This window comes from Pseudomonas sp. NPDC089408 (assembly GCF_044749445.1).
Taxonomy (GTDB): domain Bacteria; phylum Pseudomonadota; class Gammaproteobacteria; order Pseudomonadales; family Pseudomonadaceae; genus Aquipseudomonas.
Genome location: NZ_JBIVHY010000013.1, coordinates 125,888 through 139,051, shown reverse-complemented (window position 1 = coordinate 139,051; position 13,164 = coordinate 125,888). Strand labels below are relative to the sequence as shown.

Here is a 13,164-nt window from a genome sequence, read left to right as displayed (position 1 = left end):
GGGGGATAGACATGTCTCGCGTCGCTAAGAACCCCGTTAAGCTGCCATCCGGCGTCGAAGTCAAATTCGCCGGCCAACAGCTTTCGGTGAAGGGTGCCAAAGGCACTCTCGAACTGAACGTTCACTCGTCTGTTGAAGTTACCGAAGAGTCTGGTGAGCTGCGTTTCGTCGCTCGCAATGGTGACCAGCAAGCTCGTGCCATGGCCGGTACTACCCGTGCTCTGGTCAACAACATGGTCCAAGGCGTAAGCCAAGGCTTCGAGCGCAAGCTCCAGCTGGTCGGTGTTGGTTACAAGGCACAGGCCAAGGGCACCGTCCTGAACCTGGCCCTGGGCTTCTCTCACCCAGTGGACTACGAACTGCCAGCCGGTATCACCGCTGAAACGCCTAGCCAGACCGACATCCTGATCAAGGGTATCGACAAGCAGCTGGTAGGTCAGGTGGCCGCTGAAATCCGCGACTTCCGTCCACCAGAGCCTTACAAAGGTAAAGGTGTGCGTTACGCGGACGAAGTAGTCCGTCGTAAAGAAGCCAAGAAGAAGTAGGGCCTAGTAAATGACCGACAAAAAAGTTATTCGACTGCGTCGCGCTCGCAAAGCACGTCTCAAGATGCACGAACTCGAAGTCGTGCGCCTGTGCGTGTTCCGCTCCTCGCAGCACATCTACGCCCAGGTCATTTCGGCCGACGGCAGCAAGGTTCTGGCAAGCGCCTCGACCTTGGACAAAGACCTGCGTGATGGCGCCACTGGCAACATCGACGCGGCCACTAAGGTTGGCAAGCTGGTAGCTGAGCGTGCGAAAGCCGCCGGTGTATCTCAAGTTGCCTTTGACCGTTCCGGCTTCAAGTACCATGGCCGCGTCAAAGCGCTGGCTGATGCTGCTCGTGAAGGCGGGCTGGAGTTCTAAGTTATGGCAAATAACGATCAAAAGCGCGACGAAGGCTACATCGAGAAGCTGGTCCAAGTTAACCGCGTTGCCAAAACCGTAAAAGGCGGCCGTATCTTCACCTTCACCGCGTTGACCGTGGTTGGTGATGGTAAAGGTCGTGTCGGCTTCGGCCGTGGCAAGTCGCGCGAAGTACCAGCTGCGATCCAGAAAGCCATGGAAGCTGCTCGCCGCAACATGATTCAGGTTGACCTGAAGGGCACCACCCTGCAGTACGCCACCAAGGCTGCCCACGGCGCCTCGAAGGTTTACATGCAGCCTGCCTCGGAAGGTACCGGTATCATCGCCGGTGGCGCAATGCGTGCTGTCCTGGAAGTTGCTGGCGTTCAGAACGTTCTGGCCAAGTGCTACGGTTCGACCAACCCAGTGAACGTGGTTTATGCCACCTTCAAGGGTCTGAAAGCCATGCAATCTCCTGAATCCATTGCTGCCAAGCGCGGCAAGAGCGTTGAGGAGATCTTCTGATCATGGCAACCGTAAAAGTAACGCTGATCAAGAGCGTCTCGGGCCGTCTGCCTAACCACAAGCTGTGTGTTAAAGGCCTGGGTCTGCGTCGTATCGGTCACACTGTAGAAGTCCAGGATACTCCCGAGAACCGCGGGATGATCAACAAGGCTTACTACATGCTGAAGGTCGAGGGTTAATCGATGAAACTCAATGATCTGAGTCCAGCGCCGGGTTCCCGTCGCGAGAAGCATCGTCCAGGTCGTGGTATCGGTAGCGGTCTGGGTAAGACCGGCGGCCGTGGCCACAAAGGTCAGACTTCCCGTTCGGGTGGTTCGATCGCTCCTGGCTTCGAAGGCGGTCAACAGCCGCTGCACCGTCGTCTGCCGAAGTTCGGCTTCGTTTCCCTGAAAGCCATGGACCGCGCAGAAGTGCGTCTGTCCGAGCTGGCCAAAGTGGAAGGCGACGTGATCTCCGTGCAGTCCCTGAAGGATGCCAACGTGATCAACCAGCACATTCAGCGTGTGAAAATCATGCTGTCTGGCGAAGTTACTCGCGCAGTCACCATCAAGGGCATCGCAGCCACCAAGGGTGCGCGTGCGGCTATCGAAGCAGCTGGCGGCAAATTCGAGGAATAAATGGCTAAGCAAGGTGCTCTCTCTTCGCTCGGTAAGGGCGGGATGTCGGAACTCTGGGCTCGTCTGCGCTTTCTGTTCATGGCGATCATCGTCTATCGGATAGGTGCGCATATCCCGGTTCCTGGCATCAATCCAGACCGTCTGGCGGATCTGTTTCGGCAGAATGAGGGGACCATTCTTAGCTTGTTCAACATGTTTTCCGGTGGCGCGCTTGAGCGCATGAGCATCTTTGCACTGGGGATCATGCCGTATATCTCGGCATCGATCATCATGCAGCTGATGACGGCGGTCAGCCCGCAACTGGAGCAGTTGAAGAAGGAAGGTGAAGCTGGCCGTCGCAAGATCAGCCAGTACACCCGCTACGGCACCGTTATCCTGGCACTGGTTCAAGCCATTGGCATGTCCATTGGCCTGGCCAACCAGGGCGTGGCGTTTTCTGTAGGCCTGGGCTTCCATGTCGTCGCCGTCTCCACCTTCGTGGCTGGTGCGATGTTCATGATGTGGCTGGGCGAGCAGATCACCGAGCGCGGTGTGGGCAACGGTATCTCGATGTTGATCTTCGCAGGTATCGTTGCCGGTCTTCCGAGAGCAATCGGGCAGTCTTTCGAGTCTGCACGCACAGGCGATATCAACATTTTCGCCCTGGTCGCAATCGGTTTGCTGGCAGTAGCGATTATCGGTTTCGTGGTGTTCATTGAGCGTGGTCAGCGTCGTATCGCCGTTCACTACGCCAAGCGTCAGCAAGGCCGCAAGGTCTTTGCTGCGCAGACCAGCCACCTGCCGTTGAAGGTGAACATGGCGGGGGTTATCCCGGCCATTTTCGCCAGCAGCATTCTGCTGTTCCCGGCTTCGCTGGGTGCCTGGTTCGGTCAGTCCGAAGGTATGGGCTGGCTGCAGGACATCTCGCAGTCGATCGCTCCTGGTCAGCCGTTGAACATTCTGCTGTTTAGTGCAGGGATCATTTTCTTCTGCTTCTTCTACACAGCGTTGATGTTCAACCCGAAAGACGTAGCGGAAAACCTGAAGAAGTCCGGTGCCTTTATTCCGGGCATCCGTCCTGGTGAACAGTCGGCGCGCTACATTGATGGCGTTCTGACCCGTTTGACCATGTTCGGTGCTCTTTACATGATGGCCGTCTGCCTTCTGCCCCAGTTCCTGGTGGTGGCAGCAAATGTGCCGTTCTACCTTGGCGGGACCTCGTTGCTGATTGTGGTAGTGGTTGTGATGGACTTCATGTCCCAAGTACAATCGCACCTCGTTTCGCACCAGTACGAATCCCTGATGAAGAAAGCCAACCTGAAAGGCTACGGTGGCAGCGGTTTGCTGCGCTGATACGCCCCTAAGGTTCGAGGAGTCGGTAATGAAAGTTCGTGCATCGGTGAAAAAGCTGTGCCGTAACTGCAAGATCATCCGTCGCGAAGGCGTCGTACGAGTGATCTGCAGCGCGGAACCGCGTCACAAACAGCGCCAAGGCTGAGTGTGATCTGCGCTTCAAACCCAGCAGCTAGTGTGCTGCTGGGTTGATTATTTGTTTCTACAGCGATATTATCTCGCGCCCTATTTCTTGGCTTCCGGGGCGTAGGTAGCTGTCAATTGGAGTCCCACTGAATGGCCCGTATTGCAGGCGTCAACATTCCAGATAACAAGCATACTGTTATCTCGCTGACCTACATCTATGGTGTCGGTCGCACAACTGCGCAGAAGATCTGTGCAGACGCTGGCGTAAACCCAGCCGCAAAGATCAAGGATCTGAGCGACGAGCAAATCGAAACCCTGCGTGGCGAAGTCGCGAAGTTCACCACCGAAGGTGACCTGCGCCGTGACATCAACATGAAGATCAAGCGCTTGATGGACCTGGGTTGCTACCGCGGCCTGCGTCATCGTAAAGGTCTGCCGGTTCGCGGTCAGCGCACCAAGACCAACGCACGCACCCGTAAGGGCCCGCGTAAGCCGATCCGCAAGTAATCGCCCAGGAATATAGACATGGCAAAACCTGCTGCTCGTCCTCGTAAAAAAATCAAAAAGACAGTGGTTGATGGCATCGCCCACATCCATGCGTCTTTCAACAACACCATCGTGACCATCACCGACCGTCAGGGCAATGCTTTGTCCTGGGCGACCTCCGGTGGTTCGGGTTTCCGTGGTTCGCGCAAATCCACCCCGTTCGCAGCTCAGATCGCTGCTGAGCGTGCTGGTCAAGCTGCGCTGGAATACGGTCTGAAGAACCTCGACGTTAACGTCAAGGGTCCAGGTCCAGGTCGTGAGTCCGCCGTTCGTGCATTGAACAGCTGCGGCTACAAGATCGCCAGCATCACCGACGTGACGCCTATCCCGCATAACGGGTGCCGTCCGCCGAAGAAGCGTCGCGTGTAATCAGGAGACAGAAGAATGGCACGTTACATTGGTCCAAAATGCAAACTGTCTCGTCGTGAAGGCACCGATCTGTTCCTGAAGAGCGGCGTTCGCGCTCTGGAATCGAAGTGCAACATCGAAGCAGCCCCAGGTATCCACGGCCAGCGCCGTGGCCGTCAGTCCGACTACGGCACCCAGCTGCGTGAGAAACAAAAAGTCCGTCGTATCTACGGTGTTCTGGAGCGTCAGTTCCGCGGTTACTACCAAGCTGCTGCCTCGAAAAAAGGCGCAACCGGTGAGAACCTGCTGCAACTGCTCGAGTGCCGTCTGGATAACGTCGTTTACCGTATGGGCTTCGGCTCGACTCGTTCCGAGTCGCGTCAGCTGGTTTCGCACAAAGCGATCAGCGTCAACGGTAAGACTGTAAACATTCCATCCTACCAAGTTCGTCCGGGTGACGTGGTCGCGGTCCGCGAGAAGTCGCTGGCCCAGCTGCGCATTGTTCAAGCCCTTGAACTGTGCGCCCAGCGTGGCCGCGTTGAGTGGGTTGACGTGGATGCTGCTAAAAAGTCGGGCGTTTTCAAGAACGTTCCTGCTCGCAGCGACCTGTCTGCCGACATCAACGAAAACCTGATTGTCGAGCTCTACTCCAAGTAAGGGCTAGAAAATAGGTGCATCCATGCAGATTTCGGTAAATGAGTTCCTGACTCCCCGCCATATTGATGTGCAGGTAGTCAGTCCGACCCGCGCCAAGATCACGCTCGAGCCTCTCGAGCGTGGCTTTGGCCACACCCTGGGCAACGCGCTGCGCCGCATCCTGTTGTCCTCTATGCCTGGCTGTGCAGTAGTCGAGGCCGAGATCGATGGCGTACTCCACGAGTACTCCGCGATCGAAGGTGTTCAGGAAGACGTAATTGAAATCCTGTTGAACCTGAAAGGCCTGGCTATCAAACTGCACGGTCGTGACGAAGTTACGCTGACCTTGTCGAAAAAGGGTTCGGGGGTGGTTACCGCTGCCGATATTCAGCTGGATCACGATGTCGAGATCGTCAACCCCGATCACGTAATCGCGAACCTGGCGTCGAATGGCGCCCTGAACATGAAGCTCACTGTAGCTCGTGGTCGTGGTTACGAGCCGGCCGACTCCCGTCAAACCGACGAAGACGAAAGCCGTAGCATTGGCCGTCTGCAGTTGGACGCTTCGTTCAGCCCGGTGCGTCGTATCGCCTATGTGGTCGAAAACGCCCGTGTTGAACAGCGTACCAACCTGGACAAGCTGGTCATTGATCTGGAAACCAACGGCACCCTGGACCCTGAAGAGGCTATCCGCCGCGCTGCGACCATCCTGCAACAGCAGCTGGCCGCGTTCGTCGACCTCAAAGGTGACAGCGAGCCTGTCGTAGTCGAGCAGGAAGACGAGATCGATCCGATCCTGCTGCGTCCGGTTGACGACCTGGAACTGACTGTACGTTCGGCCAACTGCCTCAAGGCGGAGAACATCTACTACATCGGCGACCTGATTCAGCGTACCGAAGTAGAGCTGTTGAAGACTCCTAACCTGGGCAAGAAGTCCCTGACTGAAATCAAGGACGTCCTGGCCTCTCGTGGTCTGTCTCTCGGCATGCGCCTCGACAACTGGCCGCCTGCAAGTCTTAAGAAAGACGACAAGGCGACCGCCTGATCGTCGTAATCACCGAACGTAGTGTTTGGTAAGGAATGAATCATGCGTCATCGTAAAAGTGGACGTCACCTGAGCCGTACCAGCTCTCACCGCAAGGCTATGTTCCAGAACATGGCAGTGTCGTTGATCGAGCACGAGCTGATCAAAACCACCCTGCCGAAAGCCAAGGAACTGCGCCGCGTTGCCGAGCCGCTGATCACCCTGGCCAAGGAAGACAGCGTTGCTAACCGTCGTCTGGCCTTCGACCGTACCCGTTCGAAGTCCGCTGTTGGCAAACTGTTCAACGACCTGGGCAAGCGTTACGCCACCCGTCAGGGCGGCTACCTGCGCATCCTGAAGTGCGGTTTCCGCGCTGGCGACAACGCGCCTATGGCGTATGTCGAGCTGGTTGATCGTCCGGTCGGCGGTGCTGTAGAAGCTGCTGAGTAAGACGTTCTGTCTGCTACAAAGAACCGGGCCTAGTGCCCGGTTTTTTGTGCCTGTAAGTATTGTTTATTTCTATTGATGTAAGTTATGTAATGAATTTGTTCCTGTAACCTCGCTCGTCAATACTCTCTCTATAGCCGATTAGCCGGCGCTTGAAGACCGATAAGGAGAGCCCATGAGCAAGATTCTCACCACCGCCAGCGGTGCACCCGTAGCCGACAACCAGAATTCCCGTTCCGCCGGCCCACGCGGCCCATTGCTGCTCGACGACTTCCACCTGATCGAGAAGCTCGCTCACTTCAACCGCGAGAACATCCCTGAGCGTCGCGTTCACGCCAAAGGTTCGGGCGCCTATGGCACCTTCACCGTCACCCGCGATATTACTGGCTATACCAGTGCCAGGCTGTTTGAACAGATTGGTAAGCAGACCGAGACTTTCTTGCGCTTCTCTACCGTCGGTGGCGAGCGCGGCTCTGCGGACACTGAACGCGATCCACGTGGTTTCGCGGTCAAGTTCTACACCGAGGAAGGCAACTGGGACATCGTCGGCAACAACACACCGGTGTTCTTCATTCGCGATCCGCTAAAGTTCCCAGACTTTATCCACACCCAGAAGCGCCACCCGCAGTCCAACCTGAAGAATGCCCAAATGATGTGGGATTTCTGGTCGCACTCGCCAGAGGCGTTGCACCAGGTCACCATCCTGTTCTCCGACCGTGGCATTCCGGATGGCTATCGCCACATGCACGGCTTTGGCAGCCATACCTACAGCCTGATCAATGCCGAGGGTGAGCGCACCTGGGTCAAGTGGCATTTCAAGACCCAGCAGGGCATCAAGAACCTCGCTCCGGCGGATGCCGCGCGCCTGGCAGGTACTGACCCGGACTACGCCCAGCGCGACCTGTTCGAGGCCATCGAGCGTGGTGACTATCCGCGTTGGACCGTATGCATTCAGGTAATGAGCGAAGCCGAGGCGGCCAGCCGCGACGAGAACCCGTTCGACGTCACCAAGACCTGGTCGCAGAAGGATTACCCACTGATCGAAGTGGGCGTGCTGGAACTCAACCGTAACCCGCTCAACTACTTCGCCGAAGTCGAGCAGGCCGCATTTGGGCCAAGCAACATGGTGCCTGGCGTTGGCCTGTCGCCAGACCGCATGCTGCAAGGGCGTGTATTCGCCTACGCTGACGCGCATCGCTACCGCGTGGGTACCAATCACCAGCAACTGCCGGTGAACGCACCGCGCTGCCCGGTCAACAGCTATCAGCGCGACGGCTCGATGGCCGCCGGCAGCTACGGCAGTGCACCGAACTACGAACCAAACAGCTTCAGCGATGCACCCAAGCAGTCGCCTCGTCATGCTGAGCCAGCGCTGGCCCTGAATGGCTCGGCTGATCGCTACGACCACCGCGAGGATACCGACTACTTCAGCCATGCCGGCGCGCTGTTCCGCCTGATGACTGATGAACAGAAGGCCCTGCTGATCGGCAACATTGCCGGTACCATGGCGGGCGTCAGCGAAGATGTGATCCAGCGCCAGTTGCAGTACTTCTACAAGGCCGACCCGGCCTACGGCGAAGGTATTGCCAAAGCCTTGGGTATCAATCTCGCCTAAGTCGAAGTGATAAGAAGAACCGCCCTCATTTGGGCGGTTTTTCAATGAATATCACTACTGTTTAACCGATTTTTTGCTTCTAATTGCGCGTTTTTCAGTGACCGTGGGCAAAAGCTGGTTCACACTATGTGGCATACACGTTTTCACACGGAGAAACAGGGCGATGCAAGGCCACCCGGACGTAATCAACTACCTCGTCACGCTGCTGAAGGGCGAACTGGCGGCACGCGACCAGTACTTCATTCATTCGCGCATGTACGAAGACTGGGGCCTGTCCAAGCTCTACGAGCGCATCAACCACGAGATGGAAGAAGAGACGCAGCACGCCGATGCCCTGATGCGTCGTATCCTCATGCTCGAAGGTACCCCTGACATGCGTGCAGACGACCTGGAAGTCGGCAGCACTGTGCCGGAAATGATCGAGGCCGACCTCAAGCTGGAGTACAAGGTGCGTGGTGCGCTGTGCAAAGGCATCGAGTTGTGCGAACTGCACAAGGACTACGTCAGCCGTGACATCCTGCGTGCGCAGTTGGCCGATACCGAAGAAGATCACACCTACTGGCTGGAGAAGCAGCAGGGCCTGATCAAGGCCATTGGCCTGGAGAACTACCTGCAATCGCAGATGTAAGTTATCCACAGATTCAATTAAAAGCCCCTGGCACCAACGGTAACAGGGGCTTTTTTATTTGCGCTCCAGCACTCAGGCCCGATCCCGCTTCAGCAGCGGCTTCAGGTAGTGCCCGGTATACGACTGCTTCATCTCGCTCAGTTCTTCCGGTGTACCGCAGGCAATGATCTGCCCACCCTTGGAGCCACCCTCAGGCCCCAGGTCCACCAGCCAGTCGGCCGTCTTGATCACATCCAGGTTGTGCTCGATCACCACCACGGTATTGCCATGGTCACGCAGGCGATGCAGCACATCCAGCAGTTGCTGGATATCGGCAAAGTGCAAGCCCGTGGTCGGCTCGTCGAGGATGTACAGGGTCTTGCCGGTGTCACGTTTGGACAGCTCGCGCGACAGCTTCACCCGCTGCGCCTCACCACCGGACAGCGTGGTCGCTGATTGCCCCAGCTTGATGTAAGACAGGCCTACATCCATCAGGGTTTGCAGCTTGCGCGCCAGCGCCGGCACAGCGTCGAAGAACTCGCGGGCATCCTCGATGGTCATTTCCAGCACCTCGTGGATGTTCTTGCCCTTGTATTTGATTTCAAGGGTCTCGCGGTTGTAACGCTTGCTCTTGCAGACGTCGCACGGCACGTAGATGTCCGGCAGGAAGTGCATTTCCACCTTGATCAGGCCGTCGCCCTGGCAGGCCTCGCAACGGCCGCCCTTGACGTTGAACGAGAAACGCCCCGGGCCATAACCGCGCGAGCGCGACTCCGGCACGCCCGAGAACAGCTCGCGGATCGGGGTGAAAATACCGGTGTAGGTCGCCGGGTTCGAGCGTGGCGTGCGTCCGATCGGGCTCTGATCAATGTCCACCACCTTGTCCAGGTGCTGCAGGCCGTCCATGCTGGCATGGGGTGCCGCTTCCAGGCTGCTTGCGCCATTCAGGGCCGTAGCAGCGAGCGGGTACAGGGTGTTGTTAATCAGTGTCGACTTGCCCGAGCCGGAAACCCCGGTCACGCAGGTCAGCAGCCCGATCGGCACCTCCAGGTCAACGTTCTGCAGGTTGTTGCCCCGAGCGCCCTTGAGCTTGAGTTGCAGCTTCTTGTTGCGCGGTGTGCGCTTGGCCGGCACGACGATCTTCTTGCGCCCCGACAGGTACTTGCCGGTCAGCGAGTCAGGGTGGTCCATGACCTCCTGTGGCGAGCCCTCAGCGACGATCTGACCGCCATGCACACCAGCACCTGGGCCGATGTCGACCACGTAGTCGGCCAGGCGAATGGCGTCCTCGTCGTGCTCCACCACGATTACCGTGTTGCCCAGGTCACGCAGGTGGTTGAGGGTGGCCAGCAGGCGGTCGTTATCCCGTTGATGAAGGCCGATGGACGGTTCATCAAGGATGTACATGACCCCCACCAGGCCGGCGCCGATCTGGCTGGCCAGGCGGATACGCTGGGCTTCACCACCAGACAAGGTATCGGCGCTGCGGTCCAGGGTGAGGTAGTCGAGGCCGACGTTGACCAGGAACTGCAGGCGTTCGCAGATTTCCTTGAGGATCTTCGTTGCAATCTCGCCACGGCGGCCGGTCAGGGTCAGCTCGCCGAAGTAGTTGCTGGCGTCGCCAATCGGCATGTTGGTCACTGCCGGGAGGGTCTTTTCGCCTACCCACACGTGGCGTGCCTCGCGGCGCAGACGGGTGCCGCGGCAGTCCGGGCAGGGCTGGTTGCCGAGGAACTTTGCCAGTTCTTCACGTACGGTGGCCGACTCGGTTTCGCGGTAGCGGCGTTCCAGGTTCGGCACGATGCCTTCGAACGGGTGCGAGCGCTTGACGATATCGCCGCGGTCATTGAGGTACTTGAAGTCGACACTCTGCTTGCCACTGCCTTGCAGGATCACCTTCTGATGGTCGGCTGAAAGTTCGCCAAACGGCTTTTCCAGGCTAAAGCCATAATGCGTGGCCAGCGAGCCGAGCATCTGGAAGTAGTACACGTTACGCCGGTCCCAACCGCGGATCGCCCCTTCGGCCAGGGTCAGTTCGGTATTGACCAGGCGCTTGGTGTCGAAGAACTGCTTCACCCCCAGGCCATCGCAGGTCGGGCAGGCGCCGGCCGGGTTGTTGAAGGAGAACAGCTTCGGCTCCAGCTCGCTGATGGCATGGCCACACACCGGGCAGGCGAAGCGAGCGGAGAAGATCATCTCTTCGCCTTGTTCATCGTCCATCGGTGCCACCAGGGCGATGCCATCGGCCAGCTTCAATGCAGTCTCGAACGATTCGGCCAGGCGCTGCTGCAGGTCGGCGCGAACCTTGAAGCGGTCCACCACCACATCGATGCTGTGCTTTTTCTGCTTGTCCAGCTTGGGCAGTTCATCAAGCTCATAGAGCTTGCCATTGACCCGGGCCCGCACGAAGCCCTGGGCGCGCAGTTCGTCGAACACAGCCAGGTGCTCACCCTTGCGCTCGCGCACCACCGGTGCCAGCAGCATCAGCTTGCTGCCTTCCGGGCGCTCCAGCACCAGGTCGACCATCTGGCTGATCGTTTGCGCCTCCAGCGGGATATCGTGGTCCGGGCAGCGAGGCGTACCGACGCGGGCGTACAGCAGGCGCAGGTAGTCGTAGATTTCGGTGATGGTGCCGACCGTGGAGCGCGGGTTGTGCGACGTCGACTTCTGTTCGATGGAGATTGCCGGCGACAGGCCTTCGATGGTGTCCACGTCGGGCTTTTCCATCATCGACAGGAACTGTCGGGCGTAGGCCGACAGCGACTCGACGTAGCGGCGCTGGCCTTCGGCGTACAAGGTATCGAACGCCAGGGACGACTTGCCGGAACCGGACAGGCCGGTGATCACGATCAACTTGTCCCGGGGCAGAGTCAGGTCGATGTTCTTCAGGTTGTGGGTACGTGCCCCACGAATCAGGATCTTGTCCACTGCGGCCTCGCTTGGCGGGCATAAACAAAGAATTATACGGCCCCCTGCCAGTACGCGGCAAAGCGTCGCGTAGATGCCGTCAAGCTGTCGGACTGATAGAATCGCCGCCGGTTCACACGAGGTTACTCCATGCACGACACCCACAACGAGCGCATGAGCAGCGGCGAAACCCGCGCTGCTGGCGGCCTGGCCCTGGTCTTTGCCTTTCGTATGCTGGGCATGTTCATGGTCTTGCCGGTACTGGCCACCTACGGCATGGACCTCGCCGGTGCCACGCCTGCGCTGATCGGCCTGGCCATTGGTGCCTATGGCCTGACCCAGGCGGTGTTGCAGATACCGTTCGGGATGATTTCCGACCGCATCGGTCGCCGACCGGTCATTTACCTGGGGCTGGTGATCTTTGCCCTCGGCAGTGTGCTGGCGGCCCAGGCCGACTCCATCTGGGGCGTGATTGCCGGGCGAATCCTGCAGGGCGCGGGGGCCATTTCGGCCGCAGTCATGGCGCTGTTATCCGACCTTACCCGCGAACAACACCGGACCAAGGCCATGGCCATGATCGGCATGAGCATCGGCCTGTCGTTCGCTGTGGCCATGGTCGTCGGGCCATTGCTGACAAGTGCCTTCGGCTTGTCAGGATTGTTCCTGGCCACGGCAGGCCTTGCCCTGGTCGGCATCCTGCTGATCGCCTTTGTCGTGCCCAACACCCACAGCATCCTGCAGCACCGCGAATCGGGTGTGGCACGCAAGGCCATCGGCCCGACCCTGCGCCACCCGGACCTTCTACGCCTGGACGTGGGCATCTTCATCCTGCATGCCATTCTCATGGCCAGCTTCGTTGCGCTGCCCCTGGCCTTCGTCGAGCGCGGCGGCCTGCCGAAGGAACAGCACTGGTGGGTATACCTGACCGCGTTGTTCATCTCATTTTTTGCAATGGTCCCGTTCATCATCTACGGCGAAAAAAAGCGCAAGATGAAACGTGTGTTGGCCGGCGCAGTCAGTGTCCTGCTGCTGACAGAGATATACTTCTGGGAGTGGGCTGACGGTTTGCGCGGACTGGTGATTGGCACCGTGGTATTCTTTACCGCATTCAACCTGCTGGAGGCGTCGCTGCCTTCGCTGGTGAGCAAGGTGTCGCCTGCCGGTGGCAAGGGGACGGCAATGGGGGTGTATTCCACCAGCCAGTTCCTGGGTGCAGCGCTGGGCGGGATGCTTGGTGGCTGGTTGTTCCAGCACGGTGGGCTGGACACGGTGTTCCTCGGTTGTGCGGTGCTGTGTGCCATCTGGCTGATCGTCGCCTTGCGCATGAACGAGCCGCCGTATGTGACCAGCCTGCGCATGCCGCTGACGCCTGAGGCAGTCCGGGAAGCCGGCCTGACCGAGCGTCTGATGGCCGTGCCGGGTGTGACCGACGCTGTGGTGGTGGCAGAAGAGGCCGCCATCTATATCAAACTGGATACGAAAATTTTGGACCGTGCGACCCTCGAGCGACTGGTGAATCCAGCCTCTTCGGCGTGCGAAGCCTAGGAGA

16 protein-coding genes are annotated in these 13,164 nt (G+C 58.6%); 15 read left to right on the top strand and 1 reads right to left on the bottom strand.

Annotated elements, in window-relative coordinates:
• Positions 1 to 11: 11 nt before the first annotated feature.
• The 14 genes from rplF (at position 12) to bfr (ending at position 8,729) form a co-directional block, all read left to right on the top strand.
• The gene (gene rplF / locus ACIP02_RS20190) at positions 12 to 545 is read left to right on the top strand and encodes a 50S ribosomal protein L6 (RefSeq protein ID WP_003255469.1); all 534 of its coding nucleotides are present in this window, start codon (positions 12 to 14) and stop codon (positions 543 to 545) included.
• A gap of 10 nt (positions 546 to 555) precedes the next feature.
• Positions 556 to 906, top strand: coding sequence for a 50S ribosomal protein L18 (rplR, locus tag ACIP02_RS20185; protein ID WP_003255467.1), 351 nt, complete (start codon positions 556 to 558; stop codon positions 904 to 906).
• A 3-nt stretch (positions 907 to 909) separates the two neighbouring features.
• The gene (rpsE, locus tag ACIP02_RS20180) at positions 910 to 1,410 is read left to right on the top strand and encodes a 30S ribosomal protein S5 (RefSeq protein ID WP_003255465.1); all 501 of its coding nucleotides are present in this window, start codon (positions 910 to 912) and stop codon (positions 1,408 to 1,410) included.
• A 2-nt stretch (positions 1,411 to 1,412) separates the two neighbouring features.
• Positions 1,413 to 1,589, top strand: coding sequence for a 50S ribosomal protein L30 (gene rpmD, locus ACIP02_RS20175; RefSeq protein ID WP_003255463.1), 177 nt, complete (start codon positions 1,413 to 1,415; stop codon positions 1,587 to 1,589).
• 3 nt (positions 1,590 to 1,592) lie between these two features.
• A complete protein-coding gene (rplO, locus tag ACIP02_RS20170; RefSeq protein WP_003255461.1) occupies positions 1,593 to 2,027 on the top strand; it encodes a 50S ribosomal protein L15 in 435 nt (144 codons plus the stop codon).
• Positions 2,028 to 3,359 (top strand): preprotein translocase subunit SecY, encoded by a 1,332-nt coding sequence (gene secY, locus ACIP02_RS20165; protein WP_003257108.1) that lies wholly within the window; start codon positions 2,028 to 2,030, stop codon positions 3,357 to 3,359.
• Positions 3,360 to 3,387: 28 nt separating this feature from the next.
• Positions 3,388 to 3,504: a 50S ribosomal protein L36 gene (gene rpmJ / locus ACIP02_RS20160; RefSeq protein ID WP_002555468.1), complete on the top strand. Its 117-nt coding sequence runs from the start codon at positions 3,388 to 3,390 to the stop codon at positions 3,502 to 3,504.
• A 131-nt stretch (positions 3,505 to 3,635) separates the two neighbouring features.
• Positions 3,636 to 3,992 carry a 30S ribosomal protein S13 gene (gene rpsM / locus ACIP02_RS20155; protein WP_003255457.1) on the top strand — a complete coding sequence of 119 codons (357 nt, stop codon included), beginning with the start codon at positions 3,636 to 3,638 and terminating at the stop codon, positions 3,990 to 3,992.
• An 18-nt stretch (positions 3,993 to 4,010) separates the two neighbouring features.
• Complete coding sequence (gene rpsK / locus ACIP02_RS20150; protein WP_012270237.1) at positions 4,011 to 4,400, top strand: 30S ribosomal protein S11; 390 nt, start codon at positions 4,011 to 4,013, stop codon at positions 4,398 to 4,400.
• 15 nt (positions 4,401 to 4,415) lie between these two features.
• The gene (rpsD, locus tag ACIP02_RS20145; RefSeq protein WP_012270238.1) at positions 4,416 to 5,036 is read left to right on the top strand and encodes a 30S ribosomal protein S4; all 621 of its coding nucleotides are present in this window, start codon (positions 4,416 to 4,418) and stop codon (positions 5,034 to 5,036) included.
• A 22-nt stretch (positions 5,037 to 5,058) separates the two neighbouring features.
• On the top strand, positions 5,059 to 6,060 hold the full coding sequence (locus ACIP02_RS20140; protein WP_003255452.1) for a DNA-directed RNA polymerase subunit alpha: 1,002 nt from the start codon (positions 5,059 to 5,061) through the stop codon (positions 6,058 to 6,060).
• Positions 6,061 to 6,102: 42 nt separating this feature from the next.
• Positions 6,103 to 6,489, top strand: a complete 387-nt coding sequence (gene rplQ / locus ACIP02_RS20135) for a 50S ribosomal protein L17 (protein WP_003255451.1) — start codon at positions 6,103 to 6,105, stop codon at positions 6,487 to 6,489.
• A 172-nt stretch (positions 6,490 to 6,661) separates the two neighbouring features.
• Positions 6,662 to 8,101, top strand: coding sequence for a catalase (locus tag ACIP02_RS20130; protein ID WP_400619682.1), 1,440 nt, complete (start codon positions 6,662 to 6,664; stop codon positions 8,099 to 8,101).
• 163 nt (positions 8,102 to 8,264) lie between these two features.
• On the top strand, positions 8,265 to 8,729 hold the full coding sequence (bfr, locus tag ACIP02_RS20125; protein ID WP_003255449.1) for a bacterioferritin: 465 nt from the start codon (positions 8,265 to 8,267) through the stop codon (positions 8,727 to 8,729).
• Positions 8,730 to 8,801: 72 nt separating this feature from the next.
• Here the strand turns inward: bfr and uvrA are convergent, their stop codons facing one another.
• On the bottom strand, positions 8,802 to 11,636 hold the full coding sequence (uvrA, locus tag ACIP02_RS20120) for an excinuclease ABC subunit UvrA (RefSeq protein WP_400619677.1): 2,835 nt from the start codon (positions 11,634 to 11,636) through the stop codon (positions 8,802 to 8,804).
• A 129-nt stretch (positions 11,637 to 11,765) separates the two neighbouring features.
• On the opposite strand from uvrA, the gene ACIP02_RS20115 reads away from it, so the two are divergent.
• The gene (locus tag ACIP02_RS20115) at positions 11,766 to 13,160 is read left to right on the top strand and encodes an MFS transporter (RefSeq protein WP_400619674.1); all 1,395 of its coding nucleotides are present in this window, start codon (positions 11,766 to 11,768) and stop codon (positions 13,158 to 13,160) included.
• Positions 13,161 to 13,164: the final 4 nt, after the last annotated feature.

What these genes read in the sequence shown, in the direction of transcription:
- rplF (WP_003255469.1), top strand. Translation starts at nt 12, where the DNA reads ATGTCTCGCGTCGCTAAGAACCCCGTTAAGCTGCCATCCGGCGTCGAA.
- rplR (WP_003255467.1), top strand. Translation starts at nt 556, where the DNA reads ATGACCGACAAAAAAGTTATTCGACTGCGTCGCGCTCGCAAAGCACGT.
- rpsE (WP_003255465.1), top strand. Translation starts at nt 910, where the DNA reads ATGGCAAATAACGATCAAAAGCGCGACGAAGGCTACATCGAGAAGCTG.
- rpmD (WP_003255463.1), top strand. Translation starts at nt 1,413, where the DNA reads ATGGCAACCGTAAAAGTAACGCTGATCAAGAGCGTCTCGGGCCGTCTG.
- rplO (WP_003255461.1), top strand. Translation starts at nt 1,593, where the DNA reads ATGAAACTCAATGATCTGAGTCCAGCGCCGGGTTCCCGTCGCGAGAAG.
- secY (WP_003257108.1), top strand. Translation starts at nt 2,028, where the DNA reads ATGGCTAAGCAAGGTGCTCTCTCTTCGCTCGGTAAGGGCGGGATGTCG.
- rpmJ (WP_002555468.1), top strand. Translation starts at nt 3,388, where the DNA reads ATGAAAGTTCGTGCATCGGTGAAAAAGCTGTGCCGTAACTGCAAGATC.
- rpsM (WP_003255457.1), top strand. Translation starts at nt 3,636, where the DNA reads ATGGCCCGTATTGCAGGCGTCAACATTCCAGATAACAAGCATACTGTT.
- rpsK (WP_012270237.1), top strand. Translation starts at nt 4,011, where the DNA reads ATGGCAAAACCTGCTGCTCGTCCTCGTAAAAAAATCAAAAAGACAGTG.
- rpsD (WP_012270238.1), top strand. Translation starts at nt 4,416, where the DNA reads ATGGCACGTTACATTGGTCCAAAATGCAAACTGTCTCGTCGTGAAGGC.
- ACIP02_RS20140 (WP_003255452.1), top strand. Translation starts at nt 5,059, where the DNA reads ATGCAGATTTCGGTAAATGAGTTCCTGACTCCCCGCCATATTGATGTG.
- rplQ (WP_003255451.1), top strand. Translation starts at nt 6,103, where the DNA reads ATGCGTCATCGTAAAAGTGGACGTCACCTGAGCCGTACCAGCTCTCAC.
- ACIP02_RS20130 (WP_400619682.1), top strand. Translation starts at nt 6,662, where the DNA reads ATGAGCAAGATTCTCACCACCGCCAGCGGTGCACCCGTAGCCGACAAC.
- bfr (WP_003255449.1), top strand. Translation starts at nt 8,265, where the DNA reads ATGCAAGGCCACCCGGACGTAATCAACTACCTCGTCACGCTGCTGAAG.
- ACIP02_RS20115 (WP_400619674.1), top strand. Translation starts at nt 11,766, where the DNA reads ATGCACGACACCCACAACGAGCGCATGAGCAGCGGCGAAACCCGCGCT.